23 protein-coding genes are annotated in these 25,457 nt (G+C 74.4%); 11 read left to right on the forward strand and 12 right to left on the reverse strand.

Annotated features, from left to right (window positions below; genetic code table 11):
* Positions 1-106 precede the first annotated feature (106 nt).
* The 6 genes from PKE99_RS06825 to fahA all read left to right on the forward strand — a co-directional run bounded on the left by PKE99_RS06825 (position 107) and on the right by fahA (position 7,857).
* Complete coding sequence (locus PKE99_RS06825) at positions 107-1,795, forward strand: AMP-binding protein (RefSeq protein WP_037040586.1); 1,689 nt, start codon at positions 107-109, stop codon at positions 1,793-1,795.
* 153 nt (positions 1,796-1,948) lie between these two features.
* A complete protein-coding gene (locus PKE99_RS06830; RefSeq protein WP_271214849.1) occupies positions 1,949-2,926 on the forward strand; it encodes an MBL fold metallo-hydrolase in 978 nt (325 codons plus the stop codon).
* Between the two features lie 36 nt (positions 2,927-2,962).
* Positions 2,963-4,633, forward strand: a complete 1,671-nt coding sequence (locus PKE99_RS06835; RefSeq protein WP_081923734.1) for an FAD-dependent monooxygenase — start codon at positions 2,963-2,965, stop codon at positions 4,631-4,633.
* Positions 4,608-5,816 (forward strand): homogentisate 1,2-dioxygenase, encoded by a 1,209-nt coding sequence (locus PKE99_RS06840; RefSeq protein WP_037040590.1) that lies wholly within the window; start codon positions 4,608-4,610, stop codon positions 5,814-5,816. The genes PKE99_RS06835 and PKE99_RS06840 overlap by 26 nt, the downstream gene beginning before the upstream one ends.
* Positions 5,813-6,673, forward strand: a complete 861-nt coding sequence (locus tag PKE99_RS06845; protein WP_037040593.1) for a hypothetical protein — start codon at positions 5,813-5,815, stop codon at positions 6,671-6,673. Before PKE99_RS06840 ends, PKE99_RS06845 begins: the two co-directional genes overlap by 4 nt.
* Positions 6,673-7,857 carry a fumarylacetoacetase gene (gene fahA / locus PKE99_RS06850; RefSeq protein ID WP_037040596.1) on the forward strand — a complete coding sequence of 395 codons (1,185 nt, stop codon included), beginning with the start codon at positions 6,673-6,675 and terminating at the stop codon, positions 7,855-7,857. Before PKE99_RS06845 ends, fahA begins: the two co-directional genes overlap by 1 nt.
* A gap of 20 nt (positions 7,858-7,877) precedes the next feature.
* On the opposite strand, the gene PKE99_RS06855 is transcribed toward fahA, so the two are convergent.
* From PKE99_RS06855 to PKE99_RS06870, 4 genes are all read right to left on the reverse strand, one after another.
* Positions 7,878-8,645, reverse strand: a complete 768-nt coding sequence (locus tag PKE99_RS06855) for a VOC family protein (protein WP_081923735.1) — start codon at positions 8,643-8,645, stop codon at positions 7,878-7,880.
* A gap of 206 nt (positions 8,646-8,851) precedes the next feature.
* The gene (locus tag PKE99_RS06860; protein ID WP_037040599.1) at positions 8,852-9,787 is read right to left on the reverse strand and encodes a cyclase family protein; all 936 of its coding nucleotides are present in this window, start codon (positions 9,785-9,787) and stop codon (positions 8,852-8,854) included.
* A 100-nt stretch (positions 9,788-9,887) separates the two neighbouring features.
* The gene (locus PKE99_RS06865) at positions 9,888-10,787 is read right to left on the reverse strand and encodes an LLM class flavin-dependent oxidoreductase (RefSeq protein WP_037040602.1); all 900 of its coding nucleotides are present in this window, start codon (positions 10,785-10,787) and stop codon (positions 9,888-9,890) included.
* A gap of 91 nt (positions 10,788-10,878) precedes the next feature.
* Positions 10,879-11,082, reverse strand: coding sequence for a hypothetical protein (locus tag PKE99_RS06870; RefSeq protein ID WP_037040605.1), 204 nt, complete (start codon positions 11,080-11,082; stop codon positions 10,879-10,881).
* Positions 11,083-11,540: 458 nt separating this feature from the next.
* Between PKE99_RS06870 and PKE99_RS06875 the strand changes: the two genes are divergently transcribed.
* Together PKE99_RS06875 and PKE99_RS06880 are read left to right on the forward strand one after the other, a co-directional pair.
* Positions 11,541-12,485, forward strand: coding sequence for an AurF N-oxygenase family protein (locus tag PKE99_RS06875; protein ID WP_037040607.1), 945 nt, complete (start codon positions 11,541-11,543; stop codon positions 12,483-12,485).
* Positions 12,486-12,525: 40 nt separating this feature from the next.
* On the forward strand, positions 12,526-14,055 hold the full coding sequence (locus PKE99_RS06880; protein ID WP_037040610.1) for an FAD-dependent oxidoreductase: 1,530 nt from the start codon (positions 12,526-12,528) through the stop codon (positions 14,053-14,055).
* Here PKE99_RS06880 and PKE99_RS06885 read toward each other — a convergent pair.
* The 5 genes from PKE99_RS06885 to PKE99_RS06905 form a co-directional block, all read right to left on the reverse strand.
* Positions 14,052-15,275 (reverse strand): acyl-CoA dehydrogenase family protein, encoded by a 1,224-nt coding sequence (locus PKE99_RS06885; protein WP_051736736.1) that lies wholly within the window; start codon positions 15,273-15,275, stop codon positions 14,052-14,054. The two genes, PKE99_RS06880 and PKE99_RS06885, sit on opposite strands and share 4 nt — an antisense overlap.
* Positions 15,272-16,660, reverse strand: coding sequence for a PLP-dependent cysteine synthase family protein (locus PKE99_RS06890; protein ID WP_271214850.1), 1,389 nt, complete (start codon positions 16,658-16,660; stop codon positions 15,272-15,274). Before PKE99_RS06890 ends, PKE99_RS06885 begins: the two co-directional genes overlap by 4 nt.
* Before the next feature lie 35 nt (positions 16,661-16,695).
* Positions 16,696-17,793, reverse strand: coding sequence for an LLM class flavin-dependent oxidoreductase (locus PKE99_RS06895; protein ID WP_037040612.1), 1,098 nt, complete (start codon positions 17,791-17,793; stop codon positions 16,696-16,698).
* 567 nt (positions 17,794-18,360) lie between these two features.
* Positions 18,361-18,558 (reverse strand): hypothetical protein, encoded by a 198-nt coding sequence (locus PKE99_RS06900; protein ID WP_037040615.1) that lies wholly within the window; start codon positions 18,556-18,558, stop codon positions 18,361-18,363.
* 141 nt (positions 18,559-18,699) lie between these two features.
* Positions 18,700-19,575 (reverse strand): DMT family transporter, encoded by an 876-nt coding sequence (locus PKE99_RS06905; RefSeq protein ID WP_037040618.1) that lies wholly within the window; start codon positions 19,573-19,575, stop codon positions 18,700-18,702.
* Between the two features lie 123 nt (positions 19,576-19,698).
* Here PKE99_RS06905 and PKE99_RS06910 point away from each other — a divergent pair, with 123 nt between their 5' ends.
* The gene (locus tag PKE99_RS06910; RefSeq protein ID WP_156067098.1) at positions 19,699-20,169 is read left to right on the forward strand and encodes a DoxX family protein; all 471 of its coding nucleotides are present in this window, start codon (positions 19,699-19,701) and stop codon (positions 20,167-20,169) included.
* 4 nt (positions 20,170-20,173) lie between these two features.
* Here the strand turns inward: PKE99_RS06910 and pdxR are convergent, their stop codons facing one another.
* A complete protein-coding gene (gene pdxR, locus PKE99_RS06915) occupies positions 20,174-21,595 on the reverse strand; it encodes a MocR-like pyridoxine biosynthesis transcription factor PdxR (RefSeq protein ID WP_271214851.1) in 1,422 nt (473 codons plus the stop codon).
* A 50-nt stretch (positions 21,596-21,645) separates the two neighbouring features.
* On the opposite strand from pdxR, the gene PKE99_RS06920 reads away from it, so the two are divergent.
* Positions 21,646-22,149, forward strand: a complete 504-nt coding sequence (locus PKE99_RS06920) for a carboxymuconolactone decarboxylase family protein (RefSeq protein ID WP_051736739.1) — start codon at positions 21,646-21,648, stop codon at positions 22,147-22,149.
* Positions 22,150-22,244: 95 nt separating this feature from the next.
* On the forward strand, positions 22,245-23,801 hold the full coding sequence (locus tag PKE99_RS06925) for a long-chain-fatty-acid--CoA ligase (RefSeq protein ID WP_037040621.1): 1,557 nt from the start codon (positions 22,245-22,247) through the stop codon (positions 23,799-23,801).
* Between the two features lie 54 nt (positions 23,802-23,855).
* On the opposite strand, the gene PKE99_RS06930 is transcribed toward PKE99_RS06925, so the two are convergent.
* On the reverse strand, positions 23,856-24,263 hold the full coding sequence (locus PKE99_RS06930) for a nuclear transport factor 2 family protein (RefSeq protein ID WP_037040625.1): 408 nt from the start codon (positions 24,261-24,263) through the stop codon (positions 23,856-23,858).
* Position 24,264: 1 nt separating this feature from the next.
* Positions 24,265-25,356, reverse strand: coding sequence for an LLM class flavin-dependent oxidoreductase (locus tag PKE99_RS06935; RefSeq protein WP_037040628.1), 1,092 nt, complete (start codon positions 25,354-25,356; stop codon positions 24,265-24,267).
* Positions 25,357-25,457 lie beyond the last annotated feature (101 nt).

The raw sequence follows: 25,457 nt of genomic DNA on the forward strand, positions 1-25,457 counted from the left end.
GGGTAGTGATGCCGGTCCGTCGCCGGTCACGCTTCCGGCCGCCGATCCGCCGGGGCACGGCCCCGGACCGGATCCGTACGGACGCCGACCGGGAGACGACGCCACGATGACGACCAGCCACGACCGCTACCGCGCCGCCCGCGACCTGCTGCTGGACCTGCGCGAGGACCACGAGAAGGCCGTCGCCGCGTTCGCGTGGCCGGTGTTCGACGCGCCCTTCAACTGGGCGCACGACTGGTTCGACGTGATCGCCGACGGGGTGGACCGGCCCGCGCTGACCATCGCGGAGGAGGACGGGAGCGTCGCGTCCTGGACGTTCGACGAGCTGCGGCGCCGGTCGAACCGGCTGGCCCGCTGGCTCGCCGAGCAGGGCGTCCGCCGCGGCGACAGCGTGATGCTGATGCTCGGCAACCAGGTCGAGCTGTGGGAGTCGATGCTCGCGGTGATGAAGCTCGGCGCGGTGATCATGCCGACGACCACCGCCCTCGGCGCCGCCGACCTGCCGGACCGGATCGCCCGCGGCGGCGCGCGGCACGTGATCGCCGGTGCCGCCGACGCTCCCAAGTTCGCGGGGATCGAGGGCCTCACCCGGGTCGCCGTGGGCGGGACCGTCGAGGGTTGGCTGGACCACGCCGCCGCGGCCACCGCCGACGACGACCCGCTCCCGCACCCCGGCACCGCCGCCGACGACCGGCTGCTCCTGTACTTCACCTCCGGCACGACGAGCCGCCCCAAGCTCGTGGAGCACACCCAGCAGTCGTATCCGGTGGGTCACCTGTCGACGCTGTACTGGCTGGGCATCCGGGCCGGCGACACGCACCTCAACATCAGCTCGCCGGGGTGGGCCAAGCACGCGTGGAGCTGCTTCTTCGCGCCGTGGATCGCCGAGGCCTCGATCTTCGTGCACAACTACTCGCGGTTCGACGCCGCGGCGCTGCTCGGCCGGATCCGCGAGCACGGCGTGACCACGTTCTGCGCCCCGCCCACCGTGTGGCGGATGCTGATCAAGGCCGACCTCTCCGGCGGGCCGGGGGAGCTGCGCGAGGTCGTCGCCGCGGGCGAGCCGCTCAACCCGGAGGTGATCGAGCAGGTCCGGCGGGCGTGGGGGCTGACCCTGCGTGACGGGTTCGGGCAGACCGAGACCACGGCGTCGGTCGGCAACACCCCGGGCTCCGTGGTGAAGCCGGGCTCGATGGGCCGGCCGCTGCCGGGCGTGCCGGTCGTGCTGGTCGACCCGCTGACGGGGCGACCGAGCGAGGTCGAGGGCGAGATCTGCCTCGACCTCGCCGAGGCGCCGCTCTCCCTCATGACCGGCTACCTCGGGGACCCGGAGAAACAGGCCGAGGCGACCGAGGGCGGCTACTACCACACCGGCGACGTCGCGACCCGGGACGACGACGGGTACCTGTTCTCCGTCGGCCGCACGGACGACGTCTTCAAGGCCTCCGACTACAAGGTCTCGCCGTTCGAGCTGGAGAGCGTGCTCATCGAGCACCCGGCGGTGACCGAGGCGGCGGTGGTCCCGGCGCCGGACCCGGTCCGGCTGGCCGTGCCGAAGGCCTACGTCGCCCTCGCCCCGGGCTGGGAGCCGACGCGGGAGACCGCGCTGGAGATCCTGCGGCACGCGCGCGAGAATCTGGCCCCCTACCTGCGGGTGCGCCGGCTGGAATTCTTCGACCTGCCCAAGACGATCTCCGGCAAGATCCGCCGGGTCGAGCTGCGCGCCCGCGAGGAGGCCGGCGTCGGCGGCGGGGCCGAGTGGCGCGACGACCGGTTCCCCGAACTGAAGGGCTGACGCGCCGGGCCACTGCTCCATCAGTGTTCAAAGCCTTGACGGGTTCTGGTGTTCTTCGCGTCGACGCCCTACGGTTCAGATAGTCAAACCTTTGATCGCTGCTGCGGCGGCGGTCGGGACCCGCGACCTCCCAAGGACGGGAAGGGACTGTCGATGACGCACACCCCCGGGGCGGCCAAGCCGTTCGCCTCCTCCGCCGACACCGCCGCCAAGGAGCAGACCCTCGAGGTCCTCGCCGACGGCGTCTACGCCCTGACCGCCGAGGGCGACCCGAACATCGGGGCGATCGAGGGCGAGGACTTCCTGGTCTGCTTCGAGGCCCTTGCCACCCCGGTGGCCGCGGAGAAGTGGCTGGCGAAGCTGCGTCAGCACACCGACAAGCCGGTGCGCTATCTGGTGCTCTCGCACTACCACGCGGTCCGGGTGCTGGGCGCGAGCGCCTTCGAGGCCGAGACGATCGTGTCCCACGAGATCACCCGGGACCTGGTGGCGGAGCGGGGCAAGCAGGACTGGGAGTCGGAGTTCGCGCGGATGCCGCGGCTCGCGGAGGCGGCGGACTCGGTGCCGGGGCTGACCTGGCCGACGCTGACCTTCGCCGACCGGCTGACCATCGACCTCGGCGGCGACCGCGGTGACCTGGTGCTGCAGTACCACGGGCGCGGGCACACCGAGGGCGACATCACCGCCTGGCTGCCGCGGCAGAGGATCCTCTTCGCCGGCGACCTCGTCGAGGCCCGGGCCGCGCTCTACACCGGTGACGCCTTCCATCGGGACTGGGCGGGCACCACCCTGGATGCCGTGAAGGCGCTCGGTGCGGAGCAGTTGGTCGGGGGACGGGGCGCGGTCAGCCGCGGCCGCGCGGAGGTCGACGCCGCGATCGAGCAGACCCGCGGGTTCCTGCAGGCGATGATCCGCGAGGTCGGCGGGGTGCAGCAGCGCGGTGGCACGCTGAAGGAGGCGTTCGAGGCGACGCACGCCGCGCTGGTCGACGACTACGGCCACTGGCCGATCTTCGAGCACTGCCTGCCCTTCGACGTCTCGCGGCTGTGGGACGAGCTGTCCGGCATCGAGCGCCCGGTCATCTGGACGGCCGAGCGCGACCAGGAGGTCTGGGCCCAGCTGCAGGGCTGAGCCCCGGTTCAGGACTCGCGACGACGGGAGTACCGCATGACCACCGCACCTCGCCCTCCGAGCGGGGACCGGGCGGCGGGCGCCTGGCCCGCCGCGCCGGTGCTCGTCCTGGGCGCCGGCCCGGTCGGGCAGACCACCGCCCTGTTGCTCGCCCGCTGGGGCGTGCCGACGATCGTGCTCGACCGGCGCCCCGAACGGGACATGGTCGGGTCCAAGGCGATCTGCCAGCAGCGCGACGTCCTCGACGTCTGGGAGGCCGTCGGCGCCGGCCGGCGGATCGCCGACGAGGGGGTCACCTGGACCACCGCCCGCACCTTCCACCGCGACCGGGAGCTGTTCGCGGTCGAGTTCGCCGACCCCGGCCGCTCGGCGTTCCCGCCGTTCGTCAACATCTCCCAGACGCGCACCGAGGAGATCCTCGACGAGTGCATCGCGGTCGAACCCCTCGTGGACCTGCGCTGGGGGCACCGGGTCGTGCACGTCGAGCAGGACGGCACCGGGGTCGTCGCCCGCCTCGACGACGGCCGGGAGCTGCACGGCTCCTACCTCGTCGTCTGCGCCGGGGCCCGCAGTGACGAGCTGCGCGCGCTGCTCGGGGTGAGCTTCGACGGGCACTCCTTCGACGACCGCTTCCTGATCTGCGACATCCGAGCCGACCTGCCCGGCTGGGCCTCGGAGCGGCGCTTCTACTTCGACCCGGAGTGGAACCCGGGCCGCCAGGTGCTCATCCACCCGTGCCCGGACTCGACCTTCCGGATCGACTGGCAGGTGCCGGCGGACTACGACCTCGACGCCGAGGTCGCCTCGGGGGCGTTGGACACCCGGATCCGGCAGATCGTCGGCGACCGGGACTACGAGATCGTGTGGAAGTCGGTGTACCGCTTCCACTCCCGCGTGGTGGACCGGATGCGCTGCGGGCGGATCCTCGTCGCCGGCGACGCGGCGCACCTGGTGTCGCCGTTCGGGGCCCGGGGCCTGAACTCCGGGGTCGGCGACGCGGAGAACGCGGCCTGGAAGATCGCCTACGTCGGCCACGGCTGGGCGCCGGAGGAGCTGCTGGAGAGCTACCACCACGAGCGGCACGCCGCGGCCGTCGAGAACATCGCGGTCACCACCGCCACCATGGACTTCCTGGTCCCGCCGGACGAGGCCCGCGCGCGGCACCGCGCCGAGGTGCTCGCCCGGGCGGCATCCGACGCCGAGGCCCGCGCCCGCGTCGACTCCGGGCGGCTGTCCGAGCCGTTCTGGTACGTCGACTCGCCGCTGACCACCGCCGACGCGCGGCGGCCCTTCGGCGGGCGCCCGCCGCGCGGGCAGGTCCCGCCGGCCGGACCCGGCGTGCTGCTGCCCGACGCACCCGTCGTCGCCGGGACGACCGCGGGCGGCCGGGCCCGCGCGCTGGCCCGCGACGGTTTCCTGCTCCTGACCGGCGCCCGGGTCGACCACGCCGCGGCCACGCGGGCCGCGGCGGCCGTGCCCGGCCCGGTCCGGGTCCTCGCCCTGCACGAGATCGACCCCGAGGGCACCTTCACCGCGACCCTCGGAGCCCGGCCCGACGAGGTGTGGGTCGTCCGCCCGGACGCCCACGTCGCCGCCGTCCTGGCCGGCCCGACCACCGAAGAGATCACGGCGGCGCTGCATCGCGCGGCCGCGCACCCCGGCACCCGGGAGGAGAGCCCCGATGGCGTTCTACAGGCGAGTCGGTGACGTCCCGCCCAAGCGGCACACCCAGCACCGGACCGCGGACGGCGGCCTGCACCACGAGGAGCTGGTGGGGGAGGAGGGCTTCTCCTCGGACTCCTCGCTGCTCTACCACACGGGTGTGCCGTCGGCGATCGTCGACGCCACGCCGTGGGAGCTGCCGGACCAGACGCTCACCGAGAACCGGCCGCTGGTCCCGCGGCACCTGGAGCTGCACCGGCTGACCAGCCAGGACTGGAAGGCCGTGGACCCGGTGACGGGCCGGCGGTTGGTGCTGGGCAACGCCGACGTGCGGATCTCCTACGTGGTGGCGGGGGAGACCTCGTCGCTGTACCGCAACGCCGTCGGCGACGAGTGCGTCTACGTCGAGTCCGGCACCGCGACGGTGGAGACGGTGTTCGGGGTGCTCGAGGCCGGGCAGGGCGACTACGTGTTGATCCCCCGCGCGACGACCCACCGCTGGATCCCGACGGGCTCGGACCCGCTGCGGCTCTATGCGATCGAGGCCAACTCGCACATCGCCCCGCCGAAGCGGTACCTGTCGCGCTACGGGCAGCTGCTCGAGCACGCCCCGTACTGCGAGCGGGACCTGCACGGGCCCACCGAGCCGTACGTGGTGGAGGGCAGTGAAAGCGGCGGGGACGTCGAGGTGCTCGTCAAGCACCGCGGCGCGCGCGGGATCACCGGGACCCGCTACGTCGTCCCGACGCACCCGTTCGACGTGGTCGGCTGGGACGGCTGCCTGTACCCCTACACGTTCAACATCGCCGACTTCGAGCCGATCACCGGGCGGGTGCACCAGCCGCCGCCGGTGCACCAGGTGTTCGAGGGGCAGAACTTCGTGATCTGCAACTTCGTGCCGCGCAAGGTGGACTACCACCCGCTGGCGGTCCCGGTGCCGTACTACCACGCCAACGTGGACTCGGACGAGATCATGTTCTACTGCGGCGGGAACTACGAGGCCCGCAAGGGCTCCGGGATCGCGCAGGGCTCGATCAGCCTGCACCCGGGCGGGCACTCGCACGGACCGCAGCCCGGGGCGGTCGAGCGGTCGATCGGAGCCGAGTACTTCGACGAGATGGCCGTCATGGTGGACACGTTCCGGCCCATGGAGCTGGGCGAGGGCGGCATCGCCGCCGAGGACGACCGCTACGCCTGGACCTGGGCGGGCCGGGGACCGGCGTCGTGACGGGCGGGGTTCCCGGTGTACCGGCCCTGGTCGCCGGGCTGTGCGACGACGCCGCGGTCTTCCCACCCGGCCTCGCCCCGCTGCCCGACGCGGTGCGGGCCTACCGGGACCGGCGGGACCGCTGGTACGCCGGGCTGGTCGGGCCGTTGGTGCTGGCCGCGGCGGTGCTGCCGCAGCTGGGGCCACTGCTCCCGCCGGATGCCCGGCTGCCGCTGTCGGTGACCTTGCCCGGCGGGCCGGCGGACCTGCCCGCCGCGCTGGCCGACGCCGCCGCGCTGCCGGTGGAACTGCGGTCGGTCGAGGTGGCGGTGCCCGAGGGCATGGCGACCGCCGAGTTCCTCGACCTGCTCGCCGCGAGGGTGCCGGGTGCTCTCGACGTCTACGTCGAGGTGCCCCGCGACCTGCGCCGGGTCGCGGTCCTGGAGGTGCTGGCGTCGTCGTCGTTGCGGTACCGGGCCAAGTTCCGGACCGGCGGGATCCGCGCCGACCTGCACCCGGACGAGGCCGAGCTGGCCGCGGGGGTCGCCGCCGTCGTCGGGGCGGGGGTGCCGTTCAAGGCGACCGCCGGGCTGCACCACGCGGTGCGCAACACCGACCCGCGGACGGGGTTCGAGCAGCACGGTTTCCTCAACCTGCTGCTCGCCACGGACGCGCTCGTCCGGGGAGGCACCGAGTCCGAGGCGCGCGCCCTGCTCGCCGAACGCGACGGCGCGACCGTCGCCGGGCTGGTCCGCACCGTCGAGCCCGGGGTGCGGGCGGCGTTCGCGTCGTTCGGCACCTGCAGCATCACCGAACCGCGCGACGAGCTCGTCGCGCTCGGCGTCCTGACCGCGCCGGTCCCGGAAGGAATCCACTGATGAGCGTCGTCGAGGTCCCCGCAGGCTCGCCGTTCGGGCGGGAGAACCTGCCCTACGGGGTCTTCTCCGTCGCCGGCGGTGACCCGAGGGTCGGCGTACGGCTGGGCGACACCGTGGTCGACCTGTCCGTGCTGCTCGGCGCCACCGGGGACGACGCGGTGTTCGCCGCGGCGTCGCTGAACCCGTTCCTGGCCCAGGGACCGGCCCGGTGGGCGCAGGTCCGCGAGCGGGTCACCGCCCTGGTCGGCGGGGACCTGCCCGACGCGGCCCTGCACCCGGTCCGGGACGTGGCCCTGCACCTGCCGTTCGAGGTCGCCGACTACGTGGACTTCTACGCCTCGGAGCACCACGCGTCGAACCTCGGGCGGTTGTTCCGCCCGGACGCCGAGCCACTCATGCCGAACTGGAAGCACCTGCCGGTGGGCTACCACGGCCGGGCCGGGACCGTCGTGGTCTCGGGCACGGACGTCGTCCGGCCGTGCGGGCAGCGCAAGGCGCCCGACGAGGCCGCGCCCACGTACGGGCCGTCCCGGCGGCTGGACATCGAGGCCGAGCTGGGGTTCGTCGTCGGCGTCGGCTCGCCGCTGGGCGGGCGGATCGGGGTCGACGAGTTCGACCAGCACGTCTTCGGCGCGGTGCTGGTCAACGACTGGTCCGCCCGCGACATCCAAGCCTGGGAGTACGTGCCGCTGGGCCCGCACCTGGGCAAGAGCTTCGCCACCTCGGTCTCCCCGTGGGTGGTGCCGCTGGCCGCGCTGCAGGCGGCGCGGGTGCCGCTGCCGGGGCAGGACCCGCCGCCGCTGGAGTACCTGCGCGGGAGCGAGGACTGGGGCCTGGACGTCGACCTGGTCGTGGAGTGGAACGGCGAACAGGTCGCCCGCCCGCCGTATAAGGAGATGTACTGGTCGCCGGCGCAGATGCTGGCGCACCTGACGGTGAACGGGGCGTCCGCGCGGACCGGGGACCTGTTCGCGTCCGGCACCATCTCCGGCCCGGAACGCCACCAGCGCGGCGCGTTCATCGAGCTGACCTGGGGCGGGCGCGAACCGGTCACCGTGAAGGGCGAGGAACGCACCTTCCTGCTCGACGGCGACGAGGTCACCATCTCCGCCACCGCGTCGGGCCCGGACGGCACCCGGATCGGGTTCGGCGAGGTCACCGGGCGGATCACGCCGGCGCGCTGAGCGGCGTCACTCCCACACCGTCACTCCCACACCTCGCCGTCCGGGCTCCCGACCACGACGGTGTAGCCGTCGGGGTCGCGGAACCAGATCTCGCGGTGGCTCGGGCCGTTGCCCCCGCCCTCCGGCGGGTTGCGGTGCGGCGGCCGGACCACCGGGGCGCCCGCCGCCGCGGCCCGCTCGACGACCCCGTCGAAGTCGGTGACCTCGCCGAACCACACCAGGACGCCGTTGCCCAACGGCGCGTCGGGCTCGGCGACGACGGGGCCGTGGTGGTGGGTCACGTCGTGCCGGTGCAGCTGCAGGACGAGGACCCCGTCGGCCAGGAGCCGCTCGTACTCCGGTCCGCCGTGGTCGCTCACCAGGCCCAGCACCCGCTGGTACCAGGCGCTCGAGACCTCGACGTCCCGCACCGCGAGCAGCGGCTGCGCCCGCGCCGTCCGGACGGGGGCGACGAGCCCGAGCCGGGTGCCGTCCGGGTCGTCGACCTCGGCCAGCCACCGGGCGCCCTGGTCGAGCCGCGGCCGGCCGTGCACCCGGCCGCCGTGCGCCACCACCCGGCTCAGCGCGGGGTGCAGGTCGTCGACGCACAGCCAGAGGACGGGACCGGCCCCGGTCGCGGGAGCGAGGTCGGTCGACCACTGGCCGCCGAGCCCGGGCGCATGGAAGCTGCCGTGCTGCGGCTCGCCGGTCCAGCCGAACACGGCCTCGTAGAAGGCGATCGAGCGCCCGAGGTCGCGGGTCGGCAGCTGGAGGTAGCCGAGCTGTCCGTGGGCCGGGTGCGCGGTCATTCGCGGTCCTCTCGCTCGTCCCTCGCCCCCTCGCGACGGGCCCGCCGCCCGTTACCCGACTAACGTCCGGCCGGCCCGGAACGAGGATCAGGGCAAGGGGTCGGCGTCCGGACGGGGGGTCCGGACGCCGACCGATCGCATGCAGCGGAGGGCCTCGTCTCGGGCGCTGCCGCTCAGCGTCCCGGACGCTGCGGCCGGGTCCACGGTCAGAACGTGGCGATCGGGTTGACCGGGCTGCCGGACGTACCGGCGAAGCGGACCGGCGCGACCGCGAGGTGGAAGTCCCACTGGCCGAGCTCGGCAGCCGTCGTCGCGCACGCCTCCAGGTCGCAGTTGTCGAGCAGCCACAGACCCATCGCCACCAGGCTCACGGCGTGAACCGGCATCAACACGTCGGCGTACCCCGACGGCTGGACGTCCTGGGGGGTGTCGGCGCCGATCAACGCGACCTCCCGTTCGTGCAGCCACGGCAGGCAGGACGCGTGCCAGCCGGCCTGCGTGACACCGCCGGCCGCACCGGCCTCGTGCCGGACGCGGCCCTGGCCGGTCCGCAGGAGTACCGCGTCGCCGGGTCGCACCCGCACACCCTGGCGACGCTCGGCCTCCTCGAGATCGTCGGGAAACACACCCTGCCCCGGTTCCAGCCACGGCGCGTCACGGACCCTCGCGATGTCCAGCAGGACACCCCGCGTGATGATCCCGTTCGCCGCCGCCGTGACGGCCGCCCACGCCGATCCGGTCGCGGCGTCGACCAGCGAGTGCGACCGCCCGTTGTACATCGTGCCGTCCCAGAAGAGGTGGCACGGCGAGTCGACGTGGGTGAGGGTGTTGCCGTGGAACGTGATGCCGAGCCGCTCGGACGAGAAGCCCCAGCGCCGGTCGTTGCGGAATCGGGCCGGCATGTTCTCGGCGCCCGGCATGTCGGCGGCGCACGGGCACGTCGTCGTCGACCGCTCCATGTCGTCCGGGACGGTGACCTCCCATGCGCACGACACGCTCCTGCCGTGGCGCACGGCCCGCGCCGCCGCCAGCCGGACGTCGTCGGTGATGTGGTTCAGGGTGCCGAGCTCGTCGTCCTCGCCCCACCGCCCCCAGTTCGACAGCGTGTCGAAGTACCCGAGCACGTCGTCCTGTGTGGGCATCGGTCGCCCTGCCGTCATCCCGGCATCGCCCCCTTTGGACAGCGGGTCGAGGCACCGAGGCCCGCTGAACCGGCATGACATCAGATGAGCGGGCCCGCAGCTACCCGCGCCGCTCCGCCTCGACCAGCTCCCGTGTGCGCGGGGCGACCTCATGGGCGTAGCGCTCGAGGGTGGCCCGGTCGTCGGACATCAGGATGAAGCCGGAGATGCCCTCGGTCAGGGCGAGGTCGGCGAGCTCCTCGGCCCACTGCTCCGCCGGACCGACGAGCAGGCCGCCGCCGGTCTGCGCGAAGCGGCCCTCGAGGTTGAGCAGCCTGCGGATCGCGCCGGGGTCGCGGCCGGCCGCGTCGGCGCCCTCGTCGATCAGGGTGTTCATGGCGCCGAGGGAGGCGGGGCCGTCGCGCAGGTAGGAGAGCGAGGGCAACCAGCCGTCGGCGAGGCGGCCGACGAGCCGGAGCATGCGGGGGCCGTAGGCGCCGAGCCAGATGCCGATGTCGTGGGCGGGCGCGGGGCCGCGCTCGGCGCCGGCGACGTGGTGGAACTGGCCGTCGACGCGGACGCCGCCGCGCTCGTCGGCAGCCCAGATGCCGCGGAGGATCGCGATCGCCTCCTCGAGGGCCTGCACGGACTCGCCGGGCTTCAGCCGGCGGCCGCCCATGGCCTCGATGCCGTCCCAGAAGGCGCCCGCGCCGAGGCCGAGCTCGACGCGGCCACCGCTGAGCCGGTCGAGGCTCGCGGCGCTGCGGGCGAGGACGGCGGGTGGGCGGAGCGGGAGGTTGAGGACGTCACCGGTGAGGCGGATCCGCTCGGTCCGGGCCGCGACGGCGGACATCAGCGTCCAGGCGTCGAGGAACTCCGGAAGGTACGGATGATCCTGGAAGGCGACGAGGTCCAGGCCGGCCCGGTCGGCCGCCACGGCCAGGTCGAGCGCCTGATCCGGCGGGTCCGCGACCGGCGTGACGAAGGCGCCGAAGAGCAGGTCGTGTCGGTGGTCGGGCACGCGTCGAGAGTGGACCGGGCAGGACGGCCGGGCAAGGGCCGCCGGCGGCGCGGGGGTGCGTGCCCGACGCACCCCCGCCGCAGCGGCACCGTCAGCCGCGGACGCCCTGCCGCACCCAGGCGACGGCGTCGGCCACGCTGACGCCGCGCGGGCGCCAGCCGAGCCGGGTGCAGAGGTCCTGGAAGGCCTGCGGGGTCAGGGCGTGCCGCACCTGCAGGTTCCTCACCTGGTCGACGAGCTGGGCCGGGGCGCCGTGGGTGTTGAGGTACTCGACGAGCTGGGGAAGCGTGTGCACGGATCCTCCTGTGGGGGAGCGTCTCGGGCGCCGGGTCCGGCGCCGGCGACAACACTGCTGGCCGGCCCGAGGAGGGGGCTGTGCGCGACGTGTCCGAGCACTGTGAGCGCCCCGCCCGGCCCGGTGCGCGCGGAGCACCGCGGCGAGCCCGCGGAACACGAGCGTCGCGCCCACGACGACCGGGAGCGCGCGCACATCGCCGGGCCCCGGCGTGCAGCTCGCCGAGGCGGTGGGCGGCGAACCCGTCGTAGACCGCCCAGCCGACGGTCCCGGCGACGACGGCCGACCGGCGATGTCCACGGCCACGATGTCGGTGCCCTCCTGGGCGTGCCTTCTCAGCAGGCCCGACGGCGACGTTCCACGCGAACGAGGGACGGCCTCGGCTTGCGGGTATGTGTTACCACCGGTAACGTTACCGCCGGTAACGCCAGCAGTCGTCGATCCGCGAAGGAGCGACCATGGACGACACCATTGCCCTGGACCGCACCGCCGGCAATGCCGTGACCAGCGCTGATGCCGCCGTCGAGGGCGACCATGCCGACGTCGCCCGCCGCCTGCTGCGCTCGTCGGAGATGCTCTCCTTCGACCCCGCGCAGGCGGTCGACTGGGAGACGCCGCTGGACACCGGTTTCCACGGCGCGAGCCCGGAGTGGAGCACCCTCTACGGCACGGCGTACTGGGACGAGATGACCCCGGAGCAGCAGCGCGAGCTGACCCGGCAGGAGTCGGCGTCCGTCGCCAGCACCGGCATCTGGTTCGAGATGATCCTGCAGCAGATGGTGCTGCGGGACTTCTACGCCAAGGACCCGACCGACCCGGCCTTCCAGTGGGCGCTCACCGAGATCGCCGACGAGTGCCGCCACTCGATCATGTTCGCCCGCGGCGTGGCCAAGCTGGGCGCGCGGCCGTACCGCCCGAAGCGGTCGGTCGTCGAGCTCGGCCGGGCGTTCGCCGCGCTCGCCGGCGGCGAGGCGGCCTACGCCGCGATCCTCGTCGCCGAGGAGGTCCTCGACGTGATGCAGCGGGACTGGATGCGCGACGAGCGCGTGGTCCCGTTCGTGCGCACGATCAACAACATCCACGTGGTCGAGGAGTCCCGGCACATGAAGTTCGCCCGGGACGAGGTCCGCGAGCGGATGCGGGGTGCGGGCGCGCTGCGTCGTCAGGCGGACGCGGTGGTCATCGCCGGAGCCGCGTACCACATCGTGACCAGCATGGTCAGCGACGACGTGTACGAGGCGGCCGGGCTGGACCGCCGGCGTGCGCTACGCGAGGCGCGGGCCAACCAGCACCACAAGGCGATGATGCGCTCGAGCTGCGCCGGGCTGATGGAGTTCCTCGGCTCGGCCGGGCTGCTCACGCCGGCCGCGCGGGCGATCTACCGCCGCGCGAACCTCCTCTGACCCGGCGCCCTGCCGACCCCACCGAGCGACAGGCCCCGCGATGCCGTACGCGATCACCCAGACCTGCTGCACCGACGCGTCCTGCGTCGCGGCGTGCCCGGTCAACTGCATCCACCCCACGCCGGACGAGCCGGACTTCGGCACCACGGACATGCTCTACATCGACCCGCGGTCGTGCATCGACTGCGGTGCGTGTGCCGACGCGTGCCCCGTGGACGCCATCCACCCGGTCGACCTGCTGAGCGGCCCGCTCGAGGGCTACGCCGAGGTCAACGCGGAGTTCTACGCGGACCGGCCGTCGTCGGAGGTGGAGGAGGCGGAGCGGACCCCGGTGTTCCACCGCTGGGGCCCGCCCGCCTTCGACCGCACCATCCCGGCCGGCTTCCCGGCGCTCGACGTCGCGGTGGTCGGCACCGGGCCCGCGGGCATGTACGCCGTGCAGGACCTGCTCCTGCACACCGACGCCCGCGTCACGCTGATCGACCGGCTGGCCGTCGCGGGCGGGCTGGTGCGCTTCGGCGTGGCGCCCGACCACCCGTCGACCAAGCGGATCGGCGAGACGTTCGCCCGCCACCACGGCCACCACCGGCTGCGGATGCGGCTCGGGGTGGAGGTCGGCCGGGACGTCACGCCCGAGGAGCTCGCCGCCCAGCACGACGCGGTGATCTACGCCGTGGGCGCGTCGGAGTCCCGGTCGCTCGGCGTGCCGGGGGAGGACCTGCCCGGCAGCCTGCCCGCCACCACGGTCGTCGGCTGGTACAACGGCCACCCCGAGATCGCGCCCGGCGCGGTCGACCTGTCGTCGGGGCGGGTGGTCGTCGTCGGCACCGGGAACGTGGCGCTCGACGTCGCGCGGATCCTCACGGCCGACCCGGCCGATCTCGTGGACACCGCGATCGCGGGCGGGGCGCTGGAGCTGCTGCGCGGGTCGGGGATCCGCGAGGTCGTCCTGCTGGCCCGCCGCGGCCCGGACACCGCCGCCTACACCCGGCCCGAGATCGTCGCGCTGCTGCGCCGGGAGGGCGTGGAGGTCGTGGTCGACGACGCCGACCCGCGCACCGGGAAGGCGATCGACGAGGCCGTGCCGGGCGAGCACGCGGCGCTGCTGCAGGAGGCGCGCCGCGAGGTGGTCGACTGGTCGGCACCGGTCCCGGAGGGACCGCGCCGGCTGGTGCTGCGCTTCCACTCCTCGCCCACGGCGATCACCGGCGACGGCCGGGTCGAGGCGGTCCGGGTGACCGGCCCGGACGGCGAGGTGGAGATCCCGGCCGGGATGGTCGTCCGGGCCGTCGGGCACCGCGGGCGCCCCCTCGCCGGCCTGCCGTTCGACGACGCCACGGGCACCGTCCCGAACCACGAGGGCCGCGTCGAGGGCAGGCCCGGCACCTACGTCGTCGGCTGGATCAAGCGCGGCTCGACCGGCGGGATCGGCGCGAACCGCACGGACGCCGCCGAGACCGTCAAGGGCCTGATCGACGACGCCGTGGCGGGCCGGTTGCCGAACCGGCCCCGTCGCCGCATCCCGTTGCCGCTGCTCGGATCGCGTCGACGGCACCGGGTCGCACGCTAGGGCAGCCCGTCGCCCGGCGGCGCCGTCCGGTGCAGGACGTAGTCGCCGATCGCCCGGGCCGCGTGTGCGGCGTGATCGTGGCTGGCCAGCGTGCGTGCGTTGCGCCAGTGCCGGTCCAGGCCCTCCGAGGTGAGCGTGGCCGACGCGCCGGCGGCGTCGAAGATCACCGTGGCCGCCTGCTGGGCGGCCCGGTCGGCCACGACCTTCGCCTGGGTGACCTCGGCCGCGGCCGCCGCCAGCTCGTCCGCCGAGCGGTGCTCCGCCGCCGCATCGAGGGCGCGCGCGGCGCTGAGCACGACCGACCGGGCCGTGTAGGCCAGCGTCGCGGCCTCGCCCACCGCGGCCCGGACGAAGGGGTCGTCGGCGGCCCGTCCGGCCTCGGCAGCCTCGGCGGCGCGCGGGTTGGTGCGGGTGAACCCGGCGATGTCGGAGACGGCGGCCGTGGCGATCCCCGCGCCCACCGCGGCGAGGTGCAGGGCGCGGAAGCTGGAGGTCACGGTCGGCTCGGGGCGGCCGGGCGCGGGCCGCAGCACTGCGGCCGGGTCCACCTCGACGTCGGTGAACACGGCCGACCCGGTGGCCGTCAGCCGCTGACCCATGCCTTCCCAGTCGTCCCACAGCTCGACCCCGGGCGCGTCGACCGGCACGAGCGCCCACACCGGGCGGTCGGCGTCGTCGAGGGCGAGGACGGTGAGGTGGGAGGCGAAGAGCCCGCCGGTGGCGTAGTGCTTCTCGCCGGTGAGGAGCAGCCGGCCGCCGGTGCGCCGCAGCCGGGTGCCGAGGTCGAAGGGCCGGGTGCCGGTGCGTTCGGAGGTCGCCTCGCCGACCAGCACGCCCTCCCGCAGCTCGCGGAGGCGGCGGCCGGCGTCGGGCAGCCCGGGTTCGAGGAGCCGCTCGATGTGCGCGAAGTGGGCCCGGGTGGCCTGGGCGACGTTGGAGTCCGCCGCGGCGAGCCGCACGACCGCCTTGACGACGTCCGCGATCGAGCCGCCGGGGCCGCCCAGCAGGGCGGGGACGCGCAGCGAGCCCAGCCCGGAGTCGCGGAAGGCCTGCATCTCGCGGTAGGGGAGGGTGCGCTGCTCCTCGCGCCGGCGTGCCCCGGTCCGGACGGTGTCGGCCAGCGCCGGCAGCACCTGCGTGAGCAGTCCCTCGCGGTCGCGCGGGACCGGCGGCGCGGGGTCCGGCGGGCCGTGGCAGGCGTGCGTGGTCCGGGCGCTCACCGCGCGGCCGCCGCCGCCCGGGCGACGAGGGCGGCGCGGGTCAGCAGCCCGGCGAGGCGGCCGTCGCGCAGCAGCAGGGCGTGCGCGCCGCCGGCGGCGTCGAGGCAGGCGAGCGCCTCCTGCGCGGTCTCGCCGGTGCCGATTGCGACCGGCGCCGGGTCGGCGAGCTCGCCCACCGGCGTCGCCGGGTCGCGGCGGGCGGCCCCGTCGGTGAGCACCGCCGGGTCGAGCGCGCCGAGTACCTCGGAGACGGCGGTGGCGAAGCGCGGGCTGCGCCCTGGCAGGACGACCGGGACCAGCGGCTGGTCCCGCGCCGGTCCCGCGGCCAGCGCGGCGGCCTCACCGAGCGGCGTGCGGGTGGTGACGGTGTGCACCGGCGCGCCGGCGTCGGCGAGCAGTCCGGAGCGGTCGTCGTCGAGGAAGCCGAGGCGGCGCAGCCAGCCCACCGAGTGGTACTTCGACAGGTAGGCCCGCCCGGAGTCGGGGAGGACCGCCACCACGGTGTGCTGGGGCCCGAGCCCGCGCGCCACCCGCAGCGCGGCCGCCACGGCCAGCCCGGACGAGGCGCCCACCAGCAGGCCCTCCTCCCGCGCCAGCCGGCGCGTGGTCAGCACGGACTCGCGGTCGTCGATCACCTCGATCCGGTCGACGACCTCCCGGTGGTAGGACAGCGGCCAGGTGTCGTCGACGGTGTCGGTGTGCCGGTAGTGCCCGGAGGCCTCGACGAAGAAGGGGCTGCCGTCGCCGCCGTTGTAGACCGAGGTGGCGGGGTCGGCGCCGACAACCTCGACCGGGCCCACCTCCTTGAGGTACCGCCCGGTGCCCGAGATCGTGCCGCCGGTGCCGATCCCGGCGACGAGGTGCGTCACCCGGCCCTCGGTCGCCGCCCAGATCTCCGGCCCGGTGGTCGCGTGGTGCACGGTCGGGTTCGCCGGGTTGTCGTACTGGTCGGCGAACCAGCCGCCGGGCGTCTCCGCCGCGATCCGCCGGGCCAGCCGGTTGACGTGCTCGGGGTGTTCGCGGGGCAGGCTCGCGCGCGTCGTGACGACCTCGGCGCCGTAGGCGCGCAGGATGTCCAGCTTCTCCACGGCCACGGTGTCCGGCAGGACGACGACGATCCGGTGCCCGCGGACCGCGGCGGCCTGGGCGAGCCCGATCCCGGTGTTGCCCGAGGAGGCCTCGACGATCGTGCCGCCGGGTGCGAGCACGCCGTCGCGCTCCGCGGCGAGCACCATCGCGGTGGCGGCGCGATCCTTCACCGAGCCGCCCGGGTTGAGGTACTCGGGCTTGACGAGCACGGTGGCGGCGAGGCCGGCGGTGAGCCGGCGCAGCCGGACGAGCGGGGTGCCGCCGACCAGGTCGATCAGCGAGTCGTGGACGACCATGGGTCCTTCCTGGACGGTCCTCGGGTGGCGCACGCTCAGGAGAGGACGAGGCCCTCGGCGCGGCCCGGGTCCCGCGGCCCCCACAGCGTGGTCGACACCTCGCGGCGGACCAGCGGCACGACCTCCTCGGCGAACCGGCTCAGCACCTCCTGCTGCTGCGGATAGGGCAGGACGGGGTTGATCGAGACCGACTGGACGTCGTGCCGGTAGGACTTGTGGTAGTCGAGGATCTTCGCGGCGACCCGCTCCGGAGTGCCGACCAGGGCCGGTCCGTGCGCGACGGCCTCCTCGATCGTCGTGAACGACATGGTCTTGCCCTTGCGCGGGTCGCCGGCGTGCGCGGCGGCGAGCTTGGCGGCCTGCGCCTCGTAGATCGGCCGGTACTCCGCGACCGCCTGCTCGTCCGTGTCGGCGAGGAACAGTCCGCCCGAGCCGGAGCCGACGTAGCCGACGGCGGGGTCGTGCCCGTGCGCCTCGAGCTGCTCGCGGTACCGGTCGATGAGGACCAGGTAGTTCTCCCGCGGCTGCAGGGCGTTGGCGCTGAAGATCGGGTCGCCCCACTTCGCGGCCAGGTCGACGGCGGCGGTGGAGGTGGCCGAGCCGTGCCAGATCCGGAAGGGACCGTCGAAGGGCCGCGGGAAGGTCGTCACCCCGTCGAGGTCGTGGTGGTGCACCCCCTCCCAGGACACGCGCTCCTCGCGCAGCAGCCGGCGCAGCAGCTCGTAGTTCTCGGTGAGGTACTCGTACTGCTTGGCCAGCTCCAGCCCGAACAGCGGGAAGTGCTTGTCCTCGTTGCCCTTCCCGATGACGATCTCCAGCCGGCCGCCGGAGAGCTGGTCGACCGTCGCGTAGTCCTCGGCCACGCGGACCGGGTCGAGCAGCGACAGCACGGTCACGCCGGTGCTGAGCAGGATCCGGTCCGTGGCCTGGGCCAGCGCGCCGAGCAGCACGGTCGGGGCGGAGGAGACGAACTCGCCCGCGTGCCGCTCCCCGACGGCGAAGGAGTCGAAGCCGAGCCGCTCGGCGAGCACGGCGTTCTCCACCACCCGCTCCAGGCGCTCGTGGACCGAGATGATCTCCCCGGTGACCGGGTGCGGGGCGTGCGGGACGATGTCGAGGACCTGGAAGCGCATGCGGATCTCCTGGTGGGAGGGCACGAAGTGGGTGCGGCCGTTGGGCCGGGACGGGAGGCCGGACCGACCGACGGGTCCGGCGGGACGCGGACCGGTGCGCGAGGCGGCACCGGGCGTGCGGGTCTAGCGGGGACAGTGCCCGGGCGGCGAACCGAGCCCGTCGAGCCAGCGACGCGAGACGAGGCGGGCACCGGTCATGGCGGGCCTCCTCCTGTCCTCGGGCTGTCCTCGGGTCCGTGCTGGACCCGACCACAGTAACCACGAGGGGGCGGCGGGCGGCAGCGTGAACGACCACACAGCGCCGTCTCCACCAGGGCGCGCCGGTTGCGGCCGTCCACCCGCCCGGGCGAGGGTGACCGCGTGACGCGGACCCGGCTCGAGCCGTTCCGGCCGGGCCGCCCGGCAGCGGGTGACGGGGCGCGACCTACCGAGCCGACGAGCTGCTGGACACCACGATCACCCATCGGCACGCCGGCCGGGTCGCGTCGCAGGCGTTGCCGGCGCGGGAGGGGGCGGCGCGGGCGGGGGTCCCCGTCGCGTCCTGAACGCGGCCGGGGCCCGGGGGGTTCAGACGTTCGCGCGGGCGACGAGGTCGCCGGGCGCGCCGACGGCACGCAGCTCGTCGAGGACCCGCTCGCGGTCGCGGTCGGCCGGGAAGATCCCGGCGAAGGGGGCGGCCGGGCGGAACTGCGCGAGCCGGAAGGGGTTGCGACGGCGGGCGGGACGGTCGGTGCCGGTGGTGCGCTGGAAGAAGGTGATGCTCATGGCCGTGCTCCCTGGTCTGGTCCGGTGGTCGCGGGGTTCGTTCCCCGCTGGACACACGGTCCCGCCGAGGGGGCTCCGGCACCGTCGGGCCGTCGCCCGATCCGCCGGGGGAGCGCGGTGTCGGGCGATCGGGGGACGGGGTCAGCGGGCGGCGGGAGCGGCCTCGTCCCGGTCGCCGTCGCTGAGCTGCGGCGAGCGGACCAGCACGAACGTGCCGAGGACCAGCGCCGCCCCGCCGGCGGCGGCCATCGCGTACCAGGCGCCGCCGCGGACCTGCTCGCCGTAGACGACCACGCCCCACGCCGTGGCGAGCAGCGGGTTCGCCAGCGTGAAGCCGGGTTGCGAGGCCACCAGGCTGCCCGCCTGCAGCGCGGTCTGGAGCAGGAAGAACGACAGCGGCCCGACGACGACCACCGCCCAGGTCTGCCACGCGGTGAGCACGCCGTGCACGCCCTCCCGCCCGGCGATCGCGCCCACCGCCGCCACCAGCACCGCGACGTAGCCGAACGCCGTGCCGGTCCCGATGCCGAGCCACCCCGCGCGCGCCGCCCCCGTCGTCCCGCGGCCGGCGGCCACGGTCGCTCCGACGATCACGGCGACCACGGCCGACCCGACCACCCACGTCCAGCCGGACACCGCCACCGGGTCGCCGCCGGTCGGGGCCAGCGCGACCACGACGAGGACCAGGCCGGCGGCGAGCACGCCGATCGCCGTCCACTCCCGCACGCCGGGGCGCGCGCCGAAGGCCCACGCCGCCAGCAGCACCGTGAACGGCAGCTCGGCGACCAGCAGCGGCTGCACGACCGCGACCCCGGCGAGCGTCAGCGCCACGGCCTGGACGAGGAATCCCGTGATCACGCACGCGATCCCGGCCAGCCACACCGGCCGTCGGACCAGGTCGAACAGCAGGCCGATCGAGAACTCCCGCTCCTCGGGCTCCTCCCGGGCGGCCTTGCGCTGCAACACCGAGGCGGCCGCGTTCAGCACCGCCGCCACCACCGCCAGGACCACTCCCACGCGCCCGGGTAACCGTTCCGCCGGAACTCGAACCCCCCAGTCGAGTCGCGGGGAGCGATGAGTTCCCGCGCTGCAGCCGGTCTGCATCACGACAGCACGGACACACCGGACGGAGGACCCGCCATGAGCACGATCGACACGACCCGCGCCCTGACCCGCCGCACCACCGACGGCATCACCGACAGCGGGGCGGCCGGCATCCGCGAGGCCGCGCCGCAGCTGGTGCTGCTGGCGTTCCGCATCGTCGTCGGGTTCCTGTACGCGCTGCACGCGGTCATGGGCTTCGGCCTCTTCGGCGGTGTCGACGGCGCCGGTACCGGGCTGCCACCCTTCACGCTCTACTGGTGGGTCTCCGTGGTCGAGCTCGTCGGCGCGGTGCTCGTCGCGATCGGCCTGTACGTGCGGCCGGCCGGCTTCGTGCTCTCGGGGATGATGGCCTTCGCCTACTTCGCGATGCACCTGCCGCAGGGCTGGAACCCGATCTACAACATGGGCGAGCCCGCCGCGCTCTACAGCTGGATCTTCCTGCTGCTCTGCGCCATCGGCGGCGGCCGCTACAGCCTCGACCACCTGCGCACCCGCCGCGCCCGCTAGCTCCTCACCCGGCGGGCCGGGCGAGCACCCGGCACAGCGCCTCCAGCGCACCCGCCCAGGCCGACGGCGACGGCGTGGCGTACCCGACCACCAGCGCGTCCGGCCGGGGCGGGGCGTCCGGGTGCCGGAACCGGTCCAGGCCCTCGACCGCCAGCCCGTGCCAGGCCGCCGCCCGCTGGGCGGCGGCCTCCGCCGCGCCGGGCGGTCCGTCCCCGGTGGGCAGCTCGACCAGCGCGTGCAGCCCCGCCGCCAGCCCGCGCACCGCGACGCCCGGTGCCCGCTCCGCCAGGGTGGCGACGAGCTCGTCCCGGCGCCGCCGGTAGGCCTGCCGCCGCTCCCGGACGTGCCGGTCGTAGACCCCCGAGGTGAGCAGGTCCGCGAGGACGAGCTGGTCGACGGCGGACACCCGGGTCCCGCCCTCCCCGGCCACCGCCCGCTCCACCTCGGCGGCGAGCCCGGCCGGCAGGACCAGCCAGCCGAGCCGCAGGCCCGGCGCGAGGGCCTTGCTGGCGGTGCCGAGGTACACCACCCGCTCGGGGTCCAGGCCCTGCAGGGCGCCGACCGGCCGGCGGTCGTAGCGGAACTCGCCGTCGTAGTCGTCCTCGACCACCAGCCCAGCGGTCGCGCGGGCCCAGTCGACCGCCGCGGCCCGGCGGTCCGGCCGCAGGGCCACGCCGGTGGGGAACTGGTGGGCCGGGGTGAGCAGGACGGCCCCCTCGCCGTCGAGGAGGTCGGTGCGGGCCCCGGCGTCGTCGACGGGCAGGGCGCCGACTGCGAGCCCGTGCCGCTCGAGCAGCTCCCGGTGCAGGTGCAGGCCGTGCGCCTCCGCGGCCACCCGCCGGACCCGGCGGGCCCGCAGCAGGCCGGCGAGCAGGGCGAGCCCGTGCACCGCACCTGCGCACACCACGATCCGGTCCGGTGTGGTGCGCACCCCGCGGGCCCGCGCGAGGTGCTCGGCCAGCGCGGCCCGCAGCTCCGGCCGGCCGCGGTCGTCGCCGTAGCCGAAGGCCTCGTCCGGGGCCGCGGCCAGCGTGCGGCCCGTGGCCCGCAGCCAGGCCGCGCGGGGGAAGGCCGCGACGTCCGGCCGGCCCGGCCGCAGGTCGTGCGCCGGCCGCGCGAGGTCCGGCGGCAGCGGACGGACCGGACCCGGAGGCCGGTCGCAGGGGACGGCACGCGGCGCCACCCGCGTGCCCGAGCCCTGCCGGGCCGTCAGCCAGCCCTCGGCGACCAGCTCCGCGTAGGCGTCCGCGACCGTGTTGCGCGCCAGCCCGAGGTCGGCCGCCAGCGACCGGGAGGAGGGCAGCCGCGAGCCCGGGGTCAGCCGTCCGCTGCGCACTGCGTCGCGCAGGGCCTCCATGAGCCCGGACCGCACCCCACGACCGGGCGCGAGGTCGAGGTGGAGGTCCGAAGTGGCCCGCGAAACCATGCCGGAAGTGGACCACATCCGTGCGCCAACCGGCGCCTACCGTCGGGCACGTGACCATCACCGAGCAGACCCCCGCCCCCGCCCGCAACCCCGAGCACCCCCCGCGGCTCGTGCTCGCCGAGCTCGTCCCGGACGTCTACAAGGCCATGGCCCGATTCGGCGCCGCCGCCGGCGCGGGCCTCGAGCCGGCGCTCGTCGAGCTCGTCCGGATCCGCGCCTCGCAGCTCAACCACTGCGCCTTCTGCCTGGACATGCACACGAAGGACGCGCTGGCGCAGGGCGAGTCCGTCGAGCGGGTCGTGCAGCTCGCGGCCTGGGAGGAGTCGGCGCACTTCTACTCGCCGCGCGAGGTCGCCGCCCTCGAGCTGACCGACGCGATCACCGTGCTCACGGACGGCTTCGTGCCCGACGACGTGTGGGAGCGGGCGGCCGCACGGTTCGACGACACCGAGCTGGCCCAGCTCGTCGCGGCGATCGCGGCGATCAACGCCTGGAACCGCTTCGGTGTCTCCACGCGGATGGTCCCGGGCCACTACCGCCCGCGCCGGGGATGAGGTCCCCCGGCGGGTGGTGGCGGCGTTGAAGGAGCCCACAAGCCGCCGGGCCCCGGGCGGGTGACAGCCCCCGGCTGCCCGACGACCCTGACGCCATGACGACGCGCCCCGGCGAGCTGCTGATCACCGATTTCCTGCGCCGGGCGCGCCGGCACCATCCCGGCCGCGAGATCGTGGCGTACGCGCACGGCGAGGAGGTCCTGCGCTACGACTACGCCGCCTACGCCGACCGCGTCCATCGGCTCGCGGGGGCGCTGCGCCGGCTCGGGGTACGGCCGGGGGACCGGGTGGCCAGCCTGGCCTGGAACCACCACCGCCACCTCGAGCTGTACGCGGCGGTCCCGCAGGTCGGCGCGGTGCTGCACACGCTCAACCTGCGGCTGTCCGCGGAGGAGATCGCCTACATCGCCGGGCACGCCGACGACCGGCTGATCGTGGCCGACGCCGAGCTGCAGCACCTGCTCGACGGCGTCCAGCCCGAGCTGGGCGTGCTCGACACCGGCGACGCCTACGAGGCCCTGCTGGTCGACGGCCCGGCCTTCGACGGCGAGCCCGGCGTGCGCGAGGACGACCTCGCCGTCCTCTGCTACACCTCCGGCACCACCGGCCGGCCGAAGGGCGTCGGGTACAGCCACCGCGGCCTCTACCTGCACACCTTCGCCGCCTGCCTCGCCGACGGGCACGCGATCTCGGCCGCGGACACCGTGCTGCACGTCGTCCCGATGTTCCACGCCAACGCCTGGGGCGTCCCGTTCGCGGCCACGATGACCGGCGCCACCCAGGTGCTGCCCGGACCGCACCCGACGCCCGCGGAGATCGCGCGGATCATCGAGCGCGAGAAGGTGACCTACGTCGGGATGGTGCCGACGGTGGCCGTCGACATCCTCCGGCACGTCCGCGAGCACGGTGGCGACCTGCGCAGCCTGCGGGCGCTCGTGCTCGGCGGCTCCACCCCGAGCCTCGCCCTGATCCGCGACCTCGAGGAGGAGCTGGGCATTCCCGTCTACCAGGGCTGGGGCATGACCGAGCTGTCCCCGATGGCCAGCTTCACCCGCCCGCCCCGGCCGCTCGCCGACCGCGAGGAGCACCGCCGCCGCACGCAGAGCCAGGGCCGGCTGCTGCCGGGCCTGCAGTGGCGGATCGTCGACGACGCCGGCCAGGAGCTCCCGTGGGACGGCGAGTCCGCGGGGGAGCTGCAGGTCAAGGGCCCGTGGGTGGCCACCGGGTACTACCTCGGCGAGGCCCCCGAGCGGTTCGACGACGGCTGGCTGCTGACCGGCGACGTCGCCGTCATCGACCCGGACGGCTGGATGCGGATCGTCGACCGCGCCAAGGACCTGATCAAGAGCGGCGGCGAGTGGATCAGCTCCCTGGCCCTCGAGCAGGCGCTGCTGGCCGACCCGGAGGTGGCGGAGGCCGCCGTGGTCGCCGTGCCGCACCCGCGCTGGCAGGAGCGGCCGCTGGCGCTCGTGGTGTTGAACCCCGGCTCGGCCGCGACCGGCGAGGAGCTCAAGGCGCGGCTGGGGGATCGGGTGCCGCGCTGGTGGCTGCCCGAGCGCGTCGAGGTGACCACCGAGCTGCCGCGCACCAGCGTCGGGAAGCTCGACAAGCGGAGCCTCCGCGAGCACTGGTCCGCGGGCGTCCACGCCTAGAAAGCCGTGAGTGGCGATAGTCGCCATAGCGACTATCGCCACTCACAGGGTGGATCAGGGGGCGACGAACACCGCGGTGGTGTGCTCGGTGTCGAGGAACTCCTTCACCGAGCTGATCTTGCCGTCCCGCACGGTGAAGACGAAGTGGTACAGGTTGTTGTAGACCCGCCCGTTCTTCAGCTCCGCGTAGGACTCCGTCTCCACCGCCACCCGCTCGCCCTCGGCGGTGAAGGCCAGCGGGGTGAGCGTGATGGCGCCGGTCTTCGTGCCCTCGGCGATCCCGCCGAGCATCTCGCCGAAGCCGGACTTGTCCTTGGTCCCGGAGATGCCGGGGATGTTGCCGGCGACCCACCAGGTGGCGTCGTCCGTGAGCGAGCCCAGGATCCCGTTCACGTCACCGGAGGAGAAGACCTCCATGAACTCGGTGACGACCTTCTTGTTCTCCTCCTCGAGCGCGCCCACGTCACACCCCCACCGGAGCCGCGACGCCGAGCTTCTTCAGCTCGGGCACGACCTTCTCGCCGAACAGCTTCAGCGAGGCCCGGACCTTCTCGAAGGGCAGACCGGCGAACGACGGCGCGATCGACGGGTGGTGCGGGCCGAGCACCTCGAGGCGGTGCTTGTACTTCTCGATGCACTGCTCGGGCGTGCCCCAGACCTGCGTGTCCGCATAGCCCGCGGCCGCCGCCTCCATGCCGGCCTCGCGGATCATGTCGGCACCGACCTGGTAGGCCTCGTAGCCCTTGGTCTCGCGCCAGTGCTTGCCGGCGAAGTCGTAGTGCTTCACCACGGACAGGAAGTAGCGCGACAGGTACTCGCGGGCGGTCTTCTCCGCCTCCTCCGGGTCCTCGTGGCAGTACACGAAGTCCTGGGTGTGCACCGGCAGCGGCTCGGTGCCGTGCTCCTCGCGGTAGATGTCGCGGTAGCGGTTGATCGACTCGGCGTGGACCTCCGCCGGGTACTGCATGAAGGTCATCATCCGGGCGCCGACCTTGGCGACGGCGGGCACGGAGTCCGGCGACATCGCGACGCCGTAGATCCGGCCGGTCCAGTCGTACTCCGGCGCGGGGCCGGGCCGCACGACCGCCCGAGGCTGCGGGTAGAAGGGCCCGTCGTTCTCGACGTACCCGTTCCGCAGGCCCGCGACGATGACCGGGGCGGCCTCGTCGAAGCGCTGGCGGGACTCGTTCATGTCCACGCCGAACTGCTCGTACTCCATCTTCGCCAGGCCGCGGCCCATCCCGAGCAGCACCCGCCCGCCGGACAGGTGGTCGAGCATGATCGCCTTCTCGACCACCCGCAGCGGGTTGTTCCACGGCAGGATGACCGCGCCCGTCCCCAGCTTGATGCGCGAGGTCTTCCCGGCCAGGTAGGTCATCAGCTGCAGGTTGTCCGGGCACATCGAGTAGTCGTCGAAGTGGTGCTCGGCGGCCCAGACGGAGTCGAATCCGTACTCCTCGGCCAGGACGCCGAGCTCGGCCTCCTGCCGGAACATCTCGCCGTCGGACAGGTTCTCGTGCCAGTTCTGGAACACCAGCAGCACACCGACATCCATGTGGGCGTCCTTCCGTGTCTCGTCCCGCGTCGACTCTTGCCTAACGACTGTTAGGGAGGCAGATTGTGACGGTAGTCGCAGGGCCCTGCCGAACCAACGAC

Source organism: Pseudonocardia halophobica (assembly GCF_027922425.1).
Taxonomy (GTDB): Bacteria; Actinomycetota; Actinomycetes; order Mycobacteriales; family Pseudonocardiaceae; genus Pseudonocardia; species Pseudonocardia halophobica.